The sequence below is a fragment of the Longitalea arenae genome (assembly GCF_016924755.1).
GTDB lineage: Bacteria > Bacteroidota > Bacteroidia > Chitinophagales > Chitinophagaceae > Niastella > Niastella arenae.
This window is the reverse complement of sequence record NZ_JAFFJX010000009.1, coordinates 187,781-209,233: the sequence shown is the minus strand read 5'-3', so window position 1 is coordinate 209,233 and position 21,453 is coordinate 187,781. Positions and strand designations below refer to the sequence as shown.

General features: G+C 43.8%; 15 protein-coding genes. 6 read left to right on the top strand and 9 right to left on the bottom strand.

The genetic code is table 11. The annotated features are described in order from the left end of the window. Window positions 1-29 precede the first annotated feature (29 nt). Complete coding sequence (locus JT717_RS18660) at window positions 30-857, bottom strand: MOSC domain-containing protein (protein WP_205512350.1); 828 nt, start codon at window positions 855-857, stop codon at window positions 30-32. Window positions 858-1,284: 427 nt separating this feature from the next. Here JT717_RS18660 and JT717_RS18655 point away from each other — a divergent pair, with 427 nt between their 5' ends. The 5 genes from JT717_RS18655 (at window position 1,285) to JT717_RS18635 (ending at window position 9,800) form a co-directional block, all read left to right on the top strand. Next, on the top strand, window positions 1,285-2,094 hold the full coding sequence (locus tag JT717_RS18655) for an MBL fold metallo-hydrolase (RefSeq protein ID WP_205512349.1): 810 nt from the start codon (window positions 1,285-1,287) through the stop codon (window positions 2,092-2,094). A 364-nt stretch (window positions 2,095-2,458) separates the two neighbouring features. Further along, window positions 2,459-3,106: an RNA polymerase sigma-70 factor gene (locus JT717_RS18650; RefSeq protein ID WP_205512348.1), complete on the top strand. Its 648-nt coding sequence runs from the start codon at window positions 2,459-2,461 to the stop codon at window positions 3,104-3,106. A 144-nt stretch (window positions 3,107-3,250) separates the two neighbouring features. Then, complete coding sequence (locus JT717_RS18645; RefSeq protein WP_205512347.1) at window positions 3,251-4,546, top strand: FecR family protein; 1,296 nt, start codon at window positions 3,251-3,253, stop codon at window positions 4,544-4,546. Window positions 4,547-4,975: 429 nt separating this feature from the next. Then, window positions 4,976-8,404 carry a SusC/RagA family TonB-linked outer membrane protein gene (locus JT717_RS18640; protein ID WP_205512346.1) on the top strand — a complete coding sequence of 1,143 codons (3,429 nt, stop codon included), beginning with the start codon at window positions 4,976-4,978 and terminating at the stop codon, window positions 8,402-8,404. Window positions 8,405-8,423: 19 nt separating this feature from the next. Further along, window positions 8,424-9,800 (top strand): RagB/SusD family nutrient uptake outer membrane protein, encoded by a 1,377-nt coding sequence (locus JT717_RS18635; protein WP_205512345.1) that lies wholly within the window; start codon window positions 8,424-8,426, stop codon window positions 9,798-9,800. Between the two features lie 120 nt (window positions 9,801-9,920). Here the strand turns inward: JT717_RS18635 and JT717_RS18630 are convergent, their stop codons facing one another. From JT717_RS18630 to JT717_RS18615, 4 genes are all read right to left on the bottom strand, one after another. After that, on the bottom strand, window positions 9,921-10,181 hold the full coding sequence (locus tag JT717_RS18630; protein WP_205512344.1) for a hypothetical protein: 261 nt from the start codon (window positions 10,179-10,181) through the stop codon (window positions 9,921-9,923). Window positions 10,182-10,332: 151 nt separating this feature from the next. Next, window positions 10,333-10,764 carry a MauE/DoxX family redox-associated membrane protein gene (locus tag JT717_RS18625; RefSeq protein ID WP_205512343.1) on the bottom strand — a complete coding sequence of 144 codons (432 nt, stop codon included), beginning with the start codon at window positions 10,762-10,764 and terminating at the stop codon, window positions 10,333-10,335. A 695-nt stretch (window positions 10,765-11,459) separates the two neighbouring features. Continuing rightward, entirely contained in the window at window positions 11,460-11,723 is a 264-nt protein-coding gene (locus JT717_RS18620) for a DUF6520 family protein (RefSeq protein WP_205512342.1), read from the bottom strand. A 534-nt stretch (window positions 11,724-12,257) separates the two neighbouring features. Beyond that, window positions 12,258-12,623 carry a phage holin family protein gene (locus JT717_RS18615; protein WP_205512341.1) on the bottom strand — a complete coding sequence of 122 codons (366 nt, stop codon included), beginning with the start codon at window positions 12,621-12,623 and terminating at the stop codon, window positions 12,258-12,260. A 310-nt stretch (window positions 12,624-12,933) separates the two neighbouring features. Between JT717_RS18615 and JT717_RS18610 the strand changes: the two genes are divergently transcribed. Beyond that, window positions 12,934-15,033 (top strand): PAS domain-containing sensor histidine kinase, encoded by a 2,100-nt coding sequence (locus JT717_RS18610; protein ID WP_205512340.1) that lies wholly within the window; start codon window positions 12,934-12,936, stop codon window positions 15,031-15,033. A 10-nt stretch (window positions 15,034-15,043) separates the two neighbouring features. On the opposite strand, the gene JT717_RS18605 is transcribed toward JT717_RS18610, so the two are convergent. From JT717_RS18605 to JT717_RS18590, 4 genes are all read right to left on the bottom strand, one after another. Continuing rightward, complete coding sequence (locus JT717_RS18605; RefSeq protein WP_205512338.1) at window positions 15,044-16,060, bottom strand: LacI family DNA-binding transcriptional regulator; 1,017 nt, start codon at window positions 16,058-16,060, stop codon at window positions 15,044-15,046. Window positions 16,061-16,072: 12 nt separating this feature from the next. Beyond that, the gene (locus tag JT717_RS18600) at window positions 16,073-18,364 is read right to left on the bottom strand and encodes a GH92 family glycosyl hydrolase (protein ID WP_205512336.1); all 2,292 of its coding nucleotides are present in this window, start codon (window positions 18,362-18,364) and stop codon (window positions 16,073-16,075) included. 345 nt (window positions 18,365-18,709) lie between these two features. After that, window positions 18,710-19,858, bottom strand: a complete 1,149-nt coding sequence (locus JT717_RS18595; protein ID WP_205512334.1) for a formylglycine-generating enzyme family protein — start codon at window positions 19,856-19,858, stop codon at window positions 18,710-18,712. A gap of 15 nt (window positions 19,859-19,873) precedes the next feature. After that, window positions 19,874-21,319 carry an arylsulfatase gene (locus JT717_RS18590; protein WP_240348235.1) on the bottom strand — a complete coding sequence of 482 codons (1,446 nt, stop codon included), beginning with the start codon at window positions 21,317-21,319 and terminating at the stop codon, window positions 19,874-19,876. Window positions 21,320-21,453: the final 134 nt, after the last annotated feature.

The following is a 21,453-nucleotide window of genomic DNA, read 5'->3' as shown; positions in this document are numbered from 1 at the left end:
TACCAACAAGATCTAACAATGGGCAACCATCAGTCGGGTAACAATTCCACAAGCCCGCTTTCATGAATGGTAACGGTATCGCCTATGGTTATACTGCCGGATCCCTGGAACAATAGATTTTGTCCGAAAATGATCTTTTTATTTTTCACGCGGTAGGTACCAAGCGTTTTCAACGGTTCTTTGGCCTTTTCGGCGGTTTGTTGATCAATTGTCGTTATTACGCAGCGTGAACAGGGCTTCACCCCAAAGAAAGAGATGCCATTGATGTCAAAATGTTTCATTGAATCTTCCTGGAAAGGGGTTCCCCCTGTGAATACAATGTTTGGCCGGAACCGGTTCATCGGCACGGGCGATTCCAACCGGCTGTTCAGATCGTCGAGGGAAGCCTGGCCGATCAGCAGTAATGGATAGGCATCTGAAAAACTGGTTATTTCTTTATTACGGGCATAGCGGCCGTCAACATAGCGGCGGGTACTGTCGGTCATATATACCAGCTTGCACCGCAAGCCCAGCTGTTCACTGAACCAGGCGTCTGCAGCCTCACTTACTCTTTGTGCCCGGCAGTGGTTGCTCCACACGGTAACCGTTATGGTTTCGGAATTAGCCGGTTCAAAAGGCACCAGGTATTCGGTACTGGCAACAGCTGTATTTTTAACGAGCAGTCCTTCGCCGCTGAGCGCTACCTTCAGCAAAGCCATGCTACTTACTTCCCGTTGCGACAGGAAGCGGTCATTTTCATCGACCAGCATCCATCTTCTGTCATATGCAAAACCGCGATCGGTGAGTATGGCGGAGTTCACTGCAATGCCGCCCAGGGATTTGATGGGATAAATGTATAATTCGCTGACTGTAAGCATACGCTAAGGTAGCAAGATCAATGTTATTGGGACAGCCGTTAAAATAAAAAAAGCCATCCCGCTTGTAGTGGAATGGCTCTCCCGACACATTAGTTCGGGACAGATATTTTGATGGAACATACCCCGGCTAGGCGATACCAACCGAAAGTGTCCATGAATGATCTGTAGATTTCATGAATACCTCCTTTTCTTTGGTGAACTGTAAATATACGCAAAAAACGTCATTAACCGCCACGTAAAAACACATGCATACTCTTATAAAAATGTTATTTACTGAACAATACTATATTGTCTGTATAAGCTGGTAAATAATTTCTGGTATTAACTTTGCATTACCAGAGGCCCTGATAGCAGCACCGGCAGTTGGCGCCAGTTGGTTCAAAGGGCCTGAAATTCTATAGCAGCAAATCTACGTTAATACTTTTCTATGATACTTTCGCCTTCGGCAAAGAATATTTGCAACACCTGTGGTGTGCGCTACGGAACTTCTATTGTCCCTGCTGTTTGCGATATCTGCGCCGATGACCGGCAATACCTGGGCTTTACCGGTCAGGTTTGGACCAGTTACAACGAACTGGCCGCCAAAAGCAGCATTCGTTTTTCGCGCTTACTGTCTACATTATACGACCTCAGAATAACTCCGGCTTTTGCCATTGGCCAGAAAGCACACCTGGTATTGTCTTCCGCAGGAAATGTGCTATGGGACTGCCTCCCTTTTATCGACGATCAGACCATTGCATTTATCCGGGCGCTGGGCGGTATCAGCGCCATTGCCATTTCACACCCGCACTATTATAGTTTGATGCAGGATTGGGCAACCGCCTTTGACTGTCCTATTTATTTACATGCAAGCGATAAAGAGTGGATCAAAGATCCCGGTGGTTATATTGAATTATGGTCGGGCAGTGTAAAAACCTTATGGGACAATATAAGTATCGTACACGTAGGGGGTCATTTTGCCGGCAGCACCATCCTTCATTTGCCCGATCATGGCCGGTCGGGTTGTTTGCTGACTGGCGACAGCATTTACATTGCGCCCAGCCGCCGCCATCTGGCCTTTATGTACAGTTACCCCAATCATATTCCACTGCCTAAAAAAGACATAGAGTTTATTTACGAGCGGGTGCATCCCCTGTCATTCGATGCCATGTATGGCGCTTTTGAATGGATGAACATCACCGAAGGCGCGCGGGCCATTTTCGAAAGATCGGTCAGCCGTTATCTTTCCATTTACTGACCGCCGGAAGTTTTACTATTTAGTGACAAACGAAGACCACCGTTTTTTTGCCTTCTTAAAATGGGGTAACTACTTATTGCCAATTAGAGAAAACACTTAAGCCATTTTATAATATATTTTTGTAAACTTGCATCCCGCTGTTTCTGTGCTACAAGGCGCAGATAAAGCGATTTCAGGTTCCGCAACCGCACTGATTATAGCAACAATCTCCAAGATTTGAAACTGGAAAGTAATTCCTGTACCACAGCAATTTATTGATAGTCACTAACCTTATCTTTATAGAGTTCGGCGGTTTGCCGGGTTTTATAAAGATGTTTTGCCCATAGCTGGTTCCCGATAACAGATGATCATAAATTGAAACCCGATGAAGAAGAAATTTTTGGAAAAGGAAGATTGGCTCACAGCGTTTAATCAAGGGAATAGTAGTGCCTTTCGAATAATTTTCGAGAACTACAACAAGCTGCTTTTTACCTGTGCTGTGCAACTGGTAAAGGATAAGGAGCAAGCTGAAGATATTGTATCTGAAGCGTTTACAAAATTATGGCAACGTCGCGATGTTTTTCAGACCGAAGATCACGTAAAAGCGTTCTTATTTGTAACCACCCGCAACGCCAGCCTCAATTACCTTCGGCATATACAAAGGAAAACCGCCTCCCAGAACGAACTGTCTTATTTGCAAAAAGATAAGGACGACCAGGATGTTATAACCGACATGATAGAAGGCGAACTATTGAACAGGATCTATCCGCTTATAGAGACCCTGCCGCAGAAATGCAAGATCATCTTTAAAATGATCTATTTCGAAGACGCCAGTACCGATGAGGTAGCCGAAAAGCTTCATATTACAGCCAGAAATGTTTTGAACCAGAAAAGCCGGGCAATTCAGTTACTGAAAAAGAAATTACTGGTGGCCGTATTTATTAGTTTTTGCCTGAGTGGTTCTATTGCATGTAATCATAAAAAAGGAGGCCCGAATGAAAACATGGGGGTTTTTACTATATGCGCTGAATAACCATCACCTTTATTTATTTTTCGATTTTTTTTTGTCAAATACATCCAACGGTTGTTTATATAGTAAGAAAGGTTTTAAAGGCTCCGAGAGGTATGCGCCTTCCAAGTGAGTTAGGCCACTTTCAAAGATTTAAATACCATTGTTATGCAGGAAAAGGTAAGTAGAATCACAAGTCTGATAGAGAAGTTCCTGGAGGAAAGCTTAAGTGCGGAAGAACAGCAGGAACTAAATGAGTGGCTGGCAGAAGCTGCGCATAACGATTCGTTTTTCCGGCAGATCACAGATAAAAATGTATTGCGGGAAAAGCTGAAGATCTATGCGAGCACTGACAGTGAAGCTATCTGGAAAAAGACGCTTCAAAAAATAGACGAAGAGGAGTTGGAAGGAGCCAAGCTGGTAGATCTGTATCCGGAAAAAAGATCTTTCAGAATACCTTTTGGCAAGATCGCCGCAGCGGCAGCCATTGTACTGGTGCTCTCCGGCGGCGCCTGGTATTATTTAGGCCGGTCGACGACTAAAGACACTGCACAAACCGAGAATAAACAAACTGACACCAAAGGTCAGATCGTTCCCGGCAGCAATAAAGCCATATTGACGCTGGCAGACGGATCGGAGATCGCCTTGAATAGTGCAGCGGATGGCCAACTGACCAATCAGGGTCAGATGCTTATAACCAAGACTGATGGACGGTTGATATATAACATGAAGCCGGATTCCGACGACTTAATCCCTAAACAGGATTTGTACAACACAGTAACTACCCCAAGGGGGGGTGAATTTAAGATCACTTTACCTGACGGAAGTAAAGTGTGGTTAAATGCGGCTTCATCATTGCGTTTTCCTATAGCCTTCGCCGGGAATGAGCGAATTGTCGAACTCACCGGCGAAGCTTACTTTGAAGTTAATCCCCAGCCAGAGCCAACTTTAATAAATGAAGAGGCTAAACAGAGTGAAAAAATCGCCAAAACGCCTTTCATTGTTAAAATAAATACTCCTGCCGGCAACAGGAACGAAGTGGAAGTGTTGGGAACACATTTTAACGTAATGGCTTATGCTGACGAAGGGGCCATTAAAACCACGCTGGTAGAGGGTAAAGTAAAGGTTACATCCGGAACTAATTTTAAAACCATTCGCCCGGGCGAACAGGCAAAACTGAAAGAAGGCAATATCTCGGTTCAAAAGATAGATGCACAAAACGTAATAGGCTGGACGGGCGGCTTTATTCCGGTAGCCGGTCCGGATATCGAATTTACCATGCGCCAAATTGCCCGCTGGTATGACGTAAATATTAAATACGAAGGAGGCAAAATACCCGAAGGTTCGTTTGATGGTAGCCTTCCTAAATCAGCCTCTATTGAAAACGTTATAAAAGTGCTGGAACAAAATAATATAAAGGCACGGCTGAACAGGAAAGAAAGAACGATTATAATAACATCATAGTTATCAACTGTTTGAATCCCTAACACCTACCGGTAACAGTAAAGATATTGTTCTCCGTTAATCATTAAACCACATCTAACGCTGTTCTTCCATGGAACGATATGAGCAGCGTTGAGCTTAAAGCTACCCTGCGACCATGAGCTTTTCACGCTCATGGCTCGCAGTGAGGTGGCTTAATTTTTTTTATATTTGTTCTTTCTTCAATACGAAAGTGTAATTTTATCTACCACTTTACACATGGATACCCTTATTATTGGAAAAAGCTGAATTTAGTCAACTTTTCTTCGCTTGTGCGGGATTGCGGTTGACTATTTTTATTTTTACACAAAATAAAGGTTGCAGGGGGCGGGTAATAGTGATACTTAGGATTCGTATTTGGAGGAGGTTCTGATTATGAAATACTTTACTGCTTTTCTAATCATTGCTTGTATGTTGCTAAGTGTATCAACACTTGCACAAACAATCACATTCTCCAAAAAGAATGTAACCATCGGCGAACTTCGAAAAGTATTAGAGAAGCAGGCAGGCTACACCATCTTCAATTCAAACTCAATTTCATCGCAATTAAAGCCGGTAAACATCAATATCACCAATGGTACGGTGGAGCAGTTACTTGATGAATATTTCCGGTACCAGACCTGCACTTACACTATCATTGATAAAATGATAACAGTGATCCCCAGAGGAAGACAAACAGTTTCCGGCTCCAAACTAACAAATATCAAAGGCAAGATCATCAATGAACAGGGAGAACCGGTTCCGGGAGCAACCATTACCATAAAGGGCAGTCAACAGCAAACCAGCACCAATGAAAACGGAGAATTCCGGTTAAACGGCATTAATGAAATTGACCTTAATATCGTTGTTACCAGTGTAAATTATGAGCCCGAAGTAGTAAGCTGGCGCCAGGGCGATGAACCGGAATTGAATGTTCGCCTCAAACAACATATCAGCGAACTCAATAAAGTACAGGTGGTATCTACCGGCTATCAGAAGATCTCAAAAGACAAATCGGCCGGTTCTTTTGTCAAGATCGATAATGAATTGTTGAACCGCCGCGTGTCGACGAATGTCATCGACCGCCTGGAAGGCATCACCAGTGGACTGTTATTTAATAAGAACGTAAACACAAATACCAATCAGTCGAACCTCTCCATCCGCGGCAGAACCACCATTTTTGCCAATCCCAACCCATTGATCGTAGTTGACAACTTTCCCTACAATGGCGATTTCAACAACATTAACCCCAATGATGTAGAAAGTATTACGATATTGAAAGATGCTGATGCGGCTTCGATCTGGGGCGCTTATTCAGGCAACGGTGTAATTATCATAACCACCAAAAAGGGTAAGTATAACCAGTCGCTTAAGCTATCGTTTAACAGCAATGTTACAGTTAGCCAAAAGCCGGACCTATACTATCAGCCCATTATGAACTCCTCAGATTATATAGACGTAGAGCAGTTCCTCTTTGACAATAAATACTACTATCTGTCTGAATCGGATCTCGGCCGGCCGGCATTATCGCCTGTGATAGAAACACTGATCGCGGAGAGAGACAAGGTGATCTCCCCCACTACAGCAGCTGCAAGATTAAATGAATTAAGAGGTCAGGATCAAAGAAAAGATATTGAGAAATATTTTTACCGCAGAGGTGTTAACCAGCAATACGCTGTAAACGCCAGCGGTGGCAGTGTAAATAATCACTATTATTTTTCGCTGGGCTATGATAAGAACCTCGAAAACCTGGTTCGCAATGAGTTTGACCGGATAAACCTGACCGCTAACAATTCTTTTTCCTGGCTGAAAAAGAAACTCGAGTTCAATACAGGAATTATTTATACGGAAACGAATCTCAGGAATAACAACACCGGTTTCGGAAATCTCATTTACCCATATTACGATCTGGTAGATGACAATGGGTTTGCCATGACCGTACCTGCCAATATAAGGCAGTCTTTTAAAGACACAGCGGGTAAAGGAATTCTGCTTGACTGGAATTACAAACCTTATGACGAGTTAAGGCTTAGTGATAATAAAACTAAAACCACCGATTACCGGATCAATGCCGATATAAAATATACCCTTTTTAAATGGCTCGATGCTACGGTACTGTATCAATACAACAAAGGATTTGTTGAGCAGGAAGATTATAAAAGCCAGCAAACCTATTTTACCCGCAACCTGATCAACCAGTTTACCGAAGTTGATTCTTCAGGCCTTATAAACAGGCGTGTGCCATTGGGTGGTATATTCGACCAGGGCGCCATCCGTTATGATGCACATAACATCAGGACCCAGTTAAATTTCAATTACAGCTGGTATAACCGGAACCATAGCAAACACCACCAGGTCACCTCCCTGGCAGGTTCGGAAGTAAGAAGTTACCGATCCTTTGTTGAAACGCTTAGATTATACGGTTATAATAAGAACCAGCCGAACAATAACCTGGTAGATTATGAAAAGGAATTTCCTTTATATCATGCTCCCTTTGTTTATCAGCAGATTCCCTTCCTGAACCACAAGAGAACCATGGCAGACCGGTACGTATCGTACTACATGAATGCAAAGTATATTTTTCAAAGGCGGTATATTTTGTCTGCCAGTGTACGAAAAGATGAATCGAATCTCTTTGGGGTAAGTACAAACCAGAAAGGTATTCCACTTTGGTCAGTAGGCGCCAGCTGGGAAATTAACCAGGAGACATTTTACCGTATAGGATGGTTGCCCTTCCTGAAATTACGGGTCACCAATGGTTACAAAGGGAATGTTGATAAAACAGTATCGGCTTTCACAACTGCCCGTTATGATCAGCTGAATGCATACCGTGCATTGCCGGCTACGATCGTTAATCCACCCAATCCCTCTTTACGTTGGGAAAAGAATCACATGGTCAATTTCGGGGTTGACTTTGCCACCAAAAACGGCATTTTGGAAGGCAGCCTGGAATATTATCTTCGCAAAGGAACTGATCTCATTGGCTATAGCCCGCTTGACCCTACCACCGGTGTAACGCAATTCAGGGGCAATACAGCGGATATGAGGGGAAAAGGCGCAGATATCGTCCTGCGCTCAAAAAACATCAATGCCAGGCAGTTTAAATGGATAAGTACCCTTTTGTTCAGTTATACCTCCGACAAGGTTACCAGCTATAAGGTAAAGCAAAGCGCGATCTGGTTGTATTGTGATCCCCGGTTAATTAGCCCCATAGAAGGAAAACCATTATACTCCATATTCAGCTTACAATGGAAGGGACTGGACCCTCAAAACGGTGATCCCCAGGGCTTCTACGATAAACAGATCAGTAAAGATTATAGAGTCATCTTAAATTCAACGAATCTGGATGAGCTTATTTACCGCGGTCCTGCAAATCCCACATATTTCGGCAGCCTGCGAAACAATTTCAATTACAAACAATTCGAATTATCTTTTGCCATTAGCTGGAAAATGGGATATTATTTCAGGCGGAACTCTATAAACTATAATACCCTGTTCACTGGGGGCTCAGCCGGTCATTCGGACTTTGAAAAGCGTTGGCAGCAGCCGGGCGATGAAGCATTCACCGATATTCCTTCCCTGCGTTATGTTACCGCTGTTGAGCGAAGTAATTTTTATACCTATTCAGATGTTTTGGTTGAAAAAGGCGACCATATACGATTACAGGATATTCAGCTAAGCTACCAGCTCGATAAAAACGAGATGAAGTGGTTGCCGGTACACCAGTTCAGGGTATACGTGTATGCCAATAACCTGGGGCTTTTATGGAAAGCCAATGATAAAGGGATTGATCCGGATTATATTTCTAACGCTTTCCCCAATCCCAGAACAATAGCAGCCGGTTTAAAAATTGATTTTTAACCAGCAAATTCCTTTTCCAATGAAAGTAAGAATTCATTATCTGAAACTATGTGTACTTTGTTTGTGGTTGCTGGGCTGCAATAAAAAAGAGTTTCTGGATGAAAAGCCCGATTCTGATCTTTTTGTACCTACTACTCTTGAAGATTGCCAGACGCTGCTGGACAATGAGATCATTCTCGGTGTCACCCCTACTTTAGGTGAATTATCGTCAGACAATCTTTACCTGCTTCCTGCCCTCTGGCAATCGATCACTACGAAAGAACGCAATGCTTATATCTGGGCCCCGGATATTTACATGGACGAAGGCCGGGTGGCTGATTGGAATGCGCCCTATGAACAGGTACTGTATGCCAATGTAGTGCTTGATGCGCTGGACGATATTCCTGAAATGCCAGGAAACGAACAACAAAGGAATACCATCAAAGGAGCCGCTCTTTTTATCAGGGCTTATGCGTTTTATAACCTGGTCCAGGTATTCGCCCTGCCCTACAACCCGGAAACTGCAAAGTCAGATCTGGGCATTCCGTTGAAGTTAACGCCCAATGTTGATGAGTCAATACAACGATCAACAGTTGAGGAAACCTATTCACGAATGCTGAATGACCTGCTGGAAGCACAGACGCTTTTGCCGCCTGACGTTACAAATTATCGTAACCGGCCCAATAAACCGGCGGCCCTGGCCCAACTGGCCCGGGTATATCTGAGCATGCGCCAGTATGATAAAGCGGGCGCCTATGCTGATAGCAGTTTGAGACTGTACAATAAGCTTATTGATTATAATACAAGGGATGCCGCTACACTCAGGTTTTTCGAACGCACCAATGATGAAACCATCTATCAAAGCAGGTTTGTTGAAACGAACGTACTAAAAAGCACTTCCACTACAAGGGATTGTATGGTTGATTCAATCCTTTACAGTTCTTATTCAGCTAACGATCTGAGGCGTTCCATGTTTTATGTCAATAATGCCGGCAGGATCAATTTTAAAGGATATTATAGTGGATCGCTGATCGCCTTTACCGGTTTGGCAACCGATGAGATATACCTCATGCGGGCAGAATGCCGGGCAAGGGCAGGCCATGTAGCAGAAGCGATGGATGACTTAAATATACTGCTGCAGAAAAGGTGGAAAACCGGCACATTCATTCCCTATACAGCTTCCACGGCAAGCGAGGCACTGGATATTATTCTTTTGGAGCGAAGAAAAGAACTGCCCTGCCGTGGGGTACGCTGGACAGATATCCGGCGGCTCAACCTGGAAAATGCAGGGATTACGCCCAAACGAAGAATAAATGGCCAGGAATATGTATTACCGGTGAACAGCCGGTTATATGCCCTGCCTCTTCCGCCCGATGCCTTACAATTAGGTAATTATGAACAAAACGACAGGGAGTAAGATCAAAAAAAAGCCAGCCATTTAGAAAATGGCCGGCCATATAGGAATGTTTTTATAACTGACAGGCGTGTGTAACAAATTTCTCTGCCCTATCAATTAAACCAGAGCTCTCGTCATCCATTACTGCGGCGCATAAACACCCATGTGGCAAGGTGAATACATATTCGGTTTCAACACAGGTTCCGGTCTGTAAAAAGTGCAGATCCCGGAACTAACCCAGCAGTCAAAATCTATTCCATATTCACCAACGGGCGTATAACTGCTACCGTTCCAAATGTACTGCTGAGAGTACTCACAGGACAGACAGGGTCTTGTTGCAAATGCGCCGCCAACAGCAGCTAATATTGCGATAGCAATAAATGCCATCTTGATTTTGTTCATACTTGTTCCTTTTACTAATGGTTAATTTTTCTGCCTACTCTTTTATTCAGGTTTTCGGCATCTCCTTACCCGTTATTTCTGGACGCACTTACTCCGGAATAAGTGGACGCAGCATCAACAGGAAAAAATTATTCGTATTTAACTGTGCCATTTACATGTTAACTGCAACTACCGGATCCCGCTTTTTCAGGATGATACCCAGTAATGAAATTCCCACAAAAAAAAGATTAAAGAAAAGATGTTGAGGCCAGCTGAGTGATCTGATGACTCCCCCACAGGAACAAGGAATATACTTGAAGGCATGTAACAATATTGCCACGGTATATACGGTAAACGCCAACATCAGGAAGAAAGATGCATACAACGAAGGCACCCTGGTTCTTTCAAAGATCAGCCCTATAGCAATGAGTACTTCGATGATGGGAATGCTCCACACCAATAAAGGAGTCATCCAGTTTGGGAAGGGCTGGTTATTCATTTCGCCAATAAACAATTTAAAAGCAAGCCATTTACTTACACTTGCATAGAGAAACAGCAATATCAATAAGGAAGATATTATTTCAATAATAATCTTTCTTTTCATAATATGAAAGGGTTATAAGGGGGCAACAGTTATTGACGAATGGAAGCATCCCAAATTCACAGGTCCTGCGAAACGTTAGATAGTAGATTAGAATAAGGCATTAAGGGGGATAAGGTAAATTTGGTAGAATTGAGGGCGATGGTAGAATTAAAGTTATATACTAAAAGACTATGTTCAAAGATTTATATCAGTTATTTTTAGTTTATTTAATTCACTAAAAATTTATGGTACCAATTATGCAAAAAATATTCCGCTCTCTACCTGTTGCATGAAATTTATTGCACAACTGCAGTCCTGGTTTAGCGAATTATACTTATTACAATTTTTTATTGTCTATTTGACATTGTCACCATCTACCTGTTATCCTCATTGCTTTACTGTACCGGTCGGAGCAAATATTTAGCTAATGCAATGTAACAATAAAACAATTTGAACCCGGCCGCATTACCTACACAAAAAACCGGCCATTTGAATAATAACTTTTAATTAATAAAAAAATCATTGTGAATTATCACATTAAAATACACCTGTTTGTTACCGCACGAACTGCCATAGAACGAAGGGTACTTAACATTCCATTGACCTGGTACATAGCTCGCTTGCAACAATACAGGTTTCTGGGTATTCCCGACTATATGTTTTCCCGGATTCTTTTCCGGTAACTATAACAAGGGATCGCTGCTGCCGCTGGGGTATCATTTACCGGAAGGAATATACCTTCCCTGCCGGTAAGGTAAATATTCCCCCGGGCGGGTAACCGAGTCTGGTTGATAATAGGTGCACACGCCAGGAGAATCAGCGCAATTGTAATCTATACCATAATCGCCTGCAGGTGTAAAGGCTTCAAAGGCGGGAATATATTGAGGCTGGTTGTCGTGCATGTAGTAATGAGTGGCAAAAGCACCACCAATAGCAACAGTGACGGCAATAGCATTTAAAATAAGCTTGATCTTTTTCATTTCTAGGTGTTTAATGGTTAATGAGACCCCCGCTTTGCGAAGGCCGTTTTATGCATCTAAGTCTTATAAGTAACGATTATCTGAATTGGGCATGTATATAAAACATGCGCGCTATTGATAATCTGCCTACATCAATGTTAATTTTTGCAAAAAAGCTGTATCAGTTGGAGGGTCACCATAACCAGAAAACGGCAGCGCATTCAAACCATATGAATACAATCAGGCCGAATACCGGCTTTGAGCTTGAAAAACATTTGGAATATCTCACCAGGGGAATCTGGTTAAAAATAAAAAGAAAATAGTGGTTTCAAAAAAAATCATCCAACAATATTTGTAGCAAATATTAATATCCGTTACACTTTCATATATAACCGCTCATCAGCGGAAGCATGTACCTTGTTTCAGAGCTTATTGCATTATGGGAAGAAAAAAAAGAAGCTGCTATTGCACACACAAATTGCAGGCTCGCTTATCAGATTGATAAGCGATTGTAAAAGGGAAGATGTTGAATATTATTAGATGCGCGGGCGGGACCTAACTGTTATCTTCATTGTCTTCCTTCCTGTGCAACATCCGGATAATTGCATTCATAACAGGAAAGCGAATTAATTTCCCTCTTGCCACCCAAACAATAATACCCAATAACATATAAATTCCTGCTACAATTAAAAAACCCGCATATGGTTTTCCGATCCAGTCACTCAGGGCCCAGGCGCCTGCGATACTGCCAAATAACAGAACAAATAAAAATAACAGTGCTATTATACCAACAGCAATGAAGTTACCGACTACCAGTGAAGTTTTCTCAGCGATGCGTAGTTTGGCTATTTCAATCCGGGTATTGACATACTCCTTTACATGATCAGATAGCCCTTCAATTTTGTCGAATGTGTCATTCATATTGCCCGTATTAAGGTGATTTCTGTTTATGCAATTAAAAATTATTCAGTTCTTCATACCAAGACTTTAAGGTTTTTAAATCAACTGAACCGGATAGTGCCCGTACACAAAGATAACGGCCAGTCACTTATGCTGTGAATGATTATTATCATGCTAGCCGTTCATGTTGATCCACATTTTACCTGCTAACTGTAGAAGTTAAACCGCATGACCGAATTAATTATAAAACAACTGGTTATGCGGCTTTTGTAAAGGCGCGTTCATGTTGGCATAACTTTTTACAATCATGTAATATAAGTACACGAGCAATATGAAATCAAAAGAGATGCCTCAGTTTGAAGGCAAGCATAAAAACGGTAGCGATACCCCGCCCACCTTCCGGCTTACCCCCGAAAACAATGCTGATAACGACGCTAATAACCGTGATGAAGGAATGAGTGGTCTTACAACAACCGGCGCTTCTACCAGTTCCGATGCGCTAAGAGAGATCGAAAGTAAGTATCAACAACTCATACATGGGTTACCGGCAGCCATCTATACCTGCGATGCCAATGGTTATATCCTAACTTACAATAAAGCTGCTGTTGAACTTTGGGGGCGCGAACCGGAAGCTGGTAAAGACCGCTGGTGCGGTTCCTGGAAGATTTATACAGCAGAAGGTGTGCCCATGCCATTGGAGCAAAGCCCTCTGGCCATCGCCTTAAAAGAAGGAAAGGACGTCACTGATGTAGAGATCATTGTTGAACGCCCCGACGGCCAAAAGCGAATCATAATGCCCTGTGCAAAACCCCTATTCAATGATTCGGGTAAAGTGATAGGAGCCGTAAATACGCTGGTTGATATAACAGACCGAAAGCTCATCGAAGAAAGAAATGGACATTTCGCCGCCATCATTCAATCCTCTGATGATGCCATCATCAGTAAAACGCTGGATGGCATTGTTACCAGTTGGAACAATAGCGCAGAAAGGATCTTTGGATACACCGCCGAAGAGATGATCGGCGAACATATCACGAAAATTGTTCCGCCCGACAGATTGGATGAAGAATTTCAGATCAGGGAACGCCTGGAAAAAGGGGAACGGATCGATCATTTTGAAACAAAACGTATCACCAAAGATGGAGTATTGCTCAATATCTCATTAAGCATTTCACCGATCAAGAACAACAAAGGCATCATTACTGGCGCATCAAAGATCGCCCGCGACATAACCGCTCAGAAAAAAGCCGAACGGCAGATCAGGGAAAACGAAGAACTAATCAGGGAAAGCGAAGAGCGCTTGCGCCTGGCAGTAGAAATTGCTGAACTGGGCACCTGGGAACTTGACCTGGCAACAGGCCTAACGGCTACCTCAACAGAACACCGCAAGATCCTTGGCTATTCAAAAGAAGAGCAATGGGGCAAACAAAAATTTATGAACATCCTGCATCCGGCTGACCAGGCCCGGGTACAACAGGCATTTGAAACAGCTTTGCAAACAGGAAAAATATCTTACGAAGCCCGGATCATAAGACCAGATAATAATCAACAACGATGGATCCGCGTGAATGGAACTACCATTTATGATAAAAAGCATACACCGGTAAAAATGCTCGGTACGGTGCTGGACATTACCGATCAAAAGAAAGCAAAAGAGGACCTCGAAAGAATGGTGCTCGCCAGAACCAGTGAATTGCTTACCTCCAATTCAGCGCTCGAAAAATCGAATCATGAACTGGAACAATTCGCCTATATCGCCAGCCACGACCTGCAGGAACCATTACGGAAGATCCAGACCTTTGCCGATATGGCAAAAGATCATCTGCAGGGCAATGAGATGGCTGAAAAATACTTTCAAAAAATTTACTCTTCGGCCAACCGGATGTCGCGGCTCATTAATGATGTATTGAACTATTCGCGGCTTACAAAAACCGGTGAGCAATTCATAAACACAGATCTGAATAAAGTCCTGAAAGATGTATTATCTGATTTCGAACTATTGATCGAACAAAAGCAGGCTGTTATTACTTCCACCGACCTGCCGACGATTAAAGGCATTCCTTTACAATTGCATCAGCTGATGGCCAACCTGATCAGTAATTCATTAAAATTCACAGAGGAAAAACCGGTGATATCGATCACAGCCAAACAACTTACGCCCAGGGAAGTGCGGCAATATCCCGCTTTACATTTGGATAATGAATATGTTCAACTCGTTTTTGCAGATAATGGGATTGGATTTGAACAACAATACGCCGAGCAGATCTTTATAATCTTTCAAAGACTGAATAACCAAAGGACCTATAGTGGTACGGGAATCGGACTGGCTTTGTGTAAAAAGATAGTAGACCACCACGACGGAATTATTATGGCTCAAAGTGCCATCGGCCAGGGCGCCACATTTACTGTTATTTTACCGGTATATCATTAAAAAAACTGCATTAGGTAGACCCGCGCACGATCAATTTTGCCGTAAGCTCTACCTCCCGCTTATCAAATTTAATTTCTGTGTTTTCGCACTGGTCCATCAAAAGCGCAACCGCTTTTTTGGCAATGGCTTCAACAGGTTGCTGAATGCTTGTTATGCCGGGGGGATACAACCTGAAAATATCGTGGTCATCAAAACTTATAACGGCTATATCATCAGGAATCGACATCTTTAAGCGGTTAATACTCTCAAGTCCTAAAATGCCAAGGTAATTGGTAGCAAAAAACAAAGCATCCAACTGGGGATTGTTCTTTAACAGGCTTGCAATAAGTTCAATGGCATCTTCACGTTGATGGGTATAAGGGATCTTCAGGATAATATCTTTATTCAGCCGGATGCCTTCGCGGGAAAGAGCGCCAATATATCCATCGAGCCGCTGTTCTATCTGAATAACATCGAGGTCTACTGTAACAAATCCTATTTCCCGGTACCCCTGGGCAAACAAATGCGACATCCCCTGGTTTACCGCTTCGGCGTTGTTCACCAATACATGGGAAGCTTCTACCGCAGGCAAATAACGGTCGATCAAAACAACAGGCCGCTGCAGCTGAACCAGTTGCTGAATATCTTCTTCCATATGCGGAGCGGGCGTTATCAAATAACCATCTACCTGCCGTTGCGAAAGCATACTGATCAATTCCTTCCCCTTCGATGCATTATTCTCTGTACTGCAATACACAACCCGGTATCCATATTGCTCAGCTTCTTCTTCAATCGTTTTTGCTAATGTGGCAAAAAAAATGTTGCCGATATTCTCTACGATCAGGCCCAGGGTTTTTGATTTACCGGTGCGCAAACTTATGGCCAGTTGATTGGGATAATAGCCGGCAGTACGGGCTACTTCCAATACGCGCTTTTCAACTGTTTCACTGATGCGCATTTTGCGGGCTTTTCCGTTCAATACAAATGATACGGTCGACGAGGCTACGCCCGCCATTTGGGCAATATCTTTTATCGATACTTTTTTCATACGCTTAATGTCTTACCGGTTCGGGGCCGGAGATACTGAAAATGGAAATGCTGCGGGTGTTGTTCCTCTGTTGTATGATGGTTCTTTCCTGATGTCGTACTGCAAAGTGCCGCCTTTTTGCAATTGACCGTGGTCTATCCAGTTCTTCGGATGCGCAATGCCGTTCAATGAAATATTATGGATGTAAAACGAGTTCTTGGCAGTTCCCGGCGCCTGGATCACCAGTTTCTTTCCATTCTCAAAGGTGAGGGTCATTTTGGGGAACAAAGGAGTTCCAAAAACATATTGCGTTGTACCCGGGCAAACAGGATAGAAACCCATTGCGGAAAATACATACCAGGCCGAGGTTTGTCCATTGTCTTCATCGCCGCAGTAGCCGTCTGGCGAAGGATGATATAATTTATCCATTACCTGCCGGATCCAGTATTGTGTTTTCCAGGGTTCGCCGGCATAATTGTATAAATAGATCATATGCTGAATGGGTTGGTTGCCATGGGCATACTGTCCCATATTCATGATCTGCATTTCACGTATTTCATGAATAACACCGCCATAATAACTTTCATCAAATACCGGTGGCAGCGCAAATACCGAGTCGAGCATTTTAGCGAACATTTTCCGGCCGCCCATAAGCTTCGCCAAACCCTGTACGTCATGAAACACGCTCCAGGTATAATGCCAGCTATTGCCTTCCGTAAATGCATCGCCCCATTTAAATGGATTGAATGGCGATTGAAAGCGGCCATCTTTGTTTTTCCCACGCATCAGCAATGTTGAGCTATCGAACAGATTGCGATAGTTCATGCTTCGGCGCGCAAAGCGATCGATCTCTTCCTTCGGCCGGTTCAAAGCTTTCGCCAGCTGGCTGATCGTGAAGTCGTCATAAGCATATTCCAGCGTACGTGCGGCGTTCTCATTGATCTTTACATCATAGGGAACATAACCCAGCTCATTATAAAATTGAACGCCTTTTCTGCCAACGGAGGTAAGCGGGCCTTCGTTTTCTGAATTCTTTAGAAGCGCTTCGTACAATGTATTAACATCATAGCCACGGATCCCTTTTATGTATGAGTCTGCAATCAGCGAAGCAGAATTAGAACCGATCATACAATCCCGATGGCCCGGACTGGCCCATTCGGGCAACCAGCCGCTTTCTTTGTAGGTATTCACCAGTCCCTGCATGATCTGGCTGTTCAGGGTTGGGTACATCAATGTAAAGAAAGGAAACACTGCCCTGAAGGTATCCCAGAAGCCATTGTCGGTAAACATATAACCCGGTAATACCTGTCCGTTATACGGACTATAATGTACTATTTCATTCGCTTTATTGTATTCATAGAATTTGCGGGGGAACAAGAGCACCCGGTACAAACAGGAATAAAAAGTTTTCAATTGCTCTGGGCTGCCACCTTCTGCTACCAGGCGGCCTAATTCGCGATTCCAGCTCTGGCGTGCTTTTTTACAGGTGTTATCAAAAGAATCATTGCCGAGTTCGCGCTGTGCATTCAATTCAGCCTGCTCAAAACTGATAAATGAAGAAGCTGTTTTTACGTGCACCTTTTCGCCTTTAGCCGTTTTAAAGCCTATGATAGCACCGGTATGATCGGCCTGAAGCTCCAGTGTATCTTTGGCCAGTGTTTTATTATGCCAGGTATGAGCAATGGTGAATGCTTTATCAAAATACACTACAAAATAGTTCTTGAAGTTTGCGGGCACGCCTCCGCTATTGGCAGATGTATAGCCGATGATCTTTCTTTCGGCGGGAATAATTTTAATATAGGATCCTTTATCAAATGCATCTACCACAATGAATGAGCTGTCGCATTCAGGAAATGTAAAACGCAATTGTGCAGCACGTTCGGTAGGCGTTATTTCGGTGGTAACATCAGGATCAGCCAGGTACACGCTATAGTAGTAGGGCGTGGATCTTTCTGTTTTATGTGAGAACCAGCTGGCGCGTTTGTCCTGGTCAAAATGCATTTTCCTGGTCACCGGCATAATGCTGAACTGGCCATAATCATTGATCCAGGGAGAAGGCTGATGCGTTTGTTTGAATCCGCGGATCTTGTCAGCAGCATACTGGTAGGTCCAGCCATTACCCATGGTATTGGTTTGCGGCACCCAGAAATTCATGCCCCAGGGAAGGGCTATGGCCGGATATGTATTTCCGTTCGAAAGACCGGGTTTTGAATCTGTACCCATCAATGGATTCACATAATCTACAGGTTCGAAGGCGTTTTGCCCTACCTGGGCGTAGGAATTCATACAACAAACAGCAATCGTCAGGCAAATAATCAGTCTCATGTACACAGTCAATTTAATTGTATCCATAGAGTGTAAGTAGCAGTAAATTTGTAACAATGTTACACTTCTAAAACGATTTTGCAAAATTTAAAAGACGCCAGCTTCATATATTTTTTTCTAAAATCAGCTAAGCAATTGACAAGGAATTGAAAGGAACCGGTTGCAGGAAAAGTCACATCCATTATAGCGGATACTATAACGGCTATATAAACCAATACGCAGGGTAAAAGTTCATTGCGGAAAAAACAGAGGTATTTGCAAGTCGCCCAATCATTATCGTTTACCAACAGGCAGGTGCTTTGGTAAACTAAATGAAGGGCATACAATATGAGAGTAATCGACCCATTAATTTTTTACACAGCGGAAGCCGGTATGTTCAAGGCCAGTATCGGGAGATGTTTTCATGCGGGCCGATACCCGGTAGCTGGCACAGTAGGATGCATGGCATAAAAATGAACCACCGCGCACCACCCGTTTGGGAACACTGGGCTCTTCAGGGTCATAACTGGCTGCTGGTCCGGCAGGATTTGCCGATTTGCTTCCAGCCTGACCATAATAATCCGACCTGTACCAATCTGAACACCATTCCCATACATTTCCAGCCATATCATATAATCCATACGCATTTGCAGCATAATATCGTACCGGAGCTACGCCGGTAAACCCATCCGCCGCGGTATTACGGTCGGGAAAATGCCCCTGCCAGATATTTGCCCTGGGCTTTCCTTTTTCTACCGGTTCACTGCCCCAGGTAAAAGGCTGATTGGCCAGCCCTGCCCTGGCAGCCCACTCCCACTCTGCTTCTGTGGGCAAACGTTTACCAGCCCATTTAGCATAAGCCATGGCATCGTCCCAGGATACATGTACTACCGGAAAGTTTTCTTTTCCTTTGATGCTGCTGCCGGGTCCCTGCGGATGTTTCCAGTTGGCCCCTTTTACCCATTGCCACCATTGGCTAGCATCATGCAGCGGTACTGGTTGCAATGAGGGGGTAAAAACCAGCGAAGCTGCTACCAGTAAACTATCAGCGGGTTTTGGTGTACCAGGCGGCAATTGCTTTTTTAATTCATTCCAGTCGGGCGCTCGTTCGGCCGTAGTAATATAGCCGGTTGCTTTTACAAATTCCAAAAACATGGCATTGGTCACCTCATTAGCATCCATATAAAAGCCATCTACATGAACGGCATGTTGCGGATATTCATCGGGCCTGCCTTCTTTGTCAGCCGAACCCATTAAGAAATCACCAGCCGGAATTTTAACCATGCCTTCGTAAGAAGCGTTTTTACTCGGCATTATAGTTGAATCTGCTGGCGTGCCAGCGGCAAACCGGGCTGGGATCTTAGCTGTACACGACATCACCGTATCTTCTGCTGGCAGGCTATCTTTTTGTACGGCAGTTGTTCCACTGGTTTGCTGGCAACCGGTATTTGCTGTAACCACTGCTACAACACAAAACCAACTGAATACTCTTTTGTAATTTCCTGGTAAGCTCATGTACTATTTTTACTGCTATTCTTGTTTTGCCGCTCTGGTAAATAAAGGGAAATCGGCACTTTCGCGATGCTGTTGCTGCATGATCTTTCTGATGGCCTCTACTACATCGGGATGTTTGCTGGCAATATTATTTTTCTCGCCAACATCTGTTTGCAGGTCATATAATTCTATTGGTCCGTCCGGTGCGCTGGCAGCATTCAATTTAATGCCTTTCCATTTACCCATACGCACGGCCTGCTTTCCGCCCTGTTCATGAAACTCCCAATATAACCAGGGATGTGTTGGTGCATTTTTCCGGCCCAGTAAAACCGGCACTATTGAAATGCCGTCGATGTTGCGGGGTTCCGGTTGCTTTGCCAAATCGGCAAAAGTGGGCAGCAGGTCCCAAAAGGCGCCGGTAAAATCAGAAGTGCTGCCTGCCTTTATTTTTCCCGGCCACCAGGCGATCATCGGTTCCCGGATGCCGCCTTCATACAGGTCTCTTTTTACGCCGCGCAATGGCCCGCTACTGTTGAAGTATTCGGGATCATTTCCCCCTTCTTTATGCGGACCGTTATCACTTGAAAAGAGTACCAGGGTATTTTTATCAATGCCGAGCGCGCGTAATTTTTGCAATACCTCGCCCACATAAACATCCAGCCGGCTAACCATTGCAGCGTATGCAGCGCGTGGATACGCCTGTGGGGCATAACCTTTTCCATTCCAGGCCTTCACCTCGACCGGCTGTTCATTAAAAAGTTTTTTATATTTCTCAAACAGGCTGTCATCGGGTACCTGCAATGCAGCATGCGGTAATGTATAAGACAGATATAAAAAGAATGGCTTGCTCTTTTGCTGATCGATAAATGCGAGTGCCTTTTGCTGGATCAAAGCGGCTGAATAGTCCGTGAATTTCTCCCTTGTGTTCCCGGGAAATTCGATGCGTTGATCGTTTTCCCATAGATGATCGGGATAGTAGTTATGCGCTTTACTCTGGCAGTTATATCCATAAAAATGATCGAAGCCCTGTTTTACGGGGTCACCGGAAGAACCTACGGGCCCCAGCCCCCACTTTCCAAAATCACCGGTGGTATAACCGGCCTTTTTCATTACTTCGGCAATGGTAATGGCAGAATCCGGAAGGGGCCACTGCCCTTCGGGTTCTACTCCTTTATTGCCGCGAATGGGCGTATGGCCCGTATGCTGACCAGTAAGCAGGGACGAACGTGATGGGGCACAAACGGAGGTGCCTGCATAAAACTGCGTAAACCGCATACCCTGTTTGGCCATGGCGTCGAGATGAGGTGTCTGGATCAACTTTTGTCCATAACAACCAAGGTCACCGTAACCAAGATCATCAGCAAGAATAAAAATAATATTTGGCCGGGCAGGGTTCAACTGCTGGGCTGCAGTCTGGCCAGGTTGAAACAATCCGAAAATACTTATCAGGGCAATCGTACTGAATGGTTTGCTGATCTGCATTGGCATTTACTTGGCTTTTGTGAAGTATACCCCACTAAATTAGTGGATTTTACAATTCAATCATATGTAAAGAATACAAATAATCTGCCGAAGAAGGCTGTCATATCTCTGCATTACAGTCAATAAATGTATCC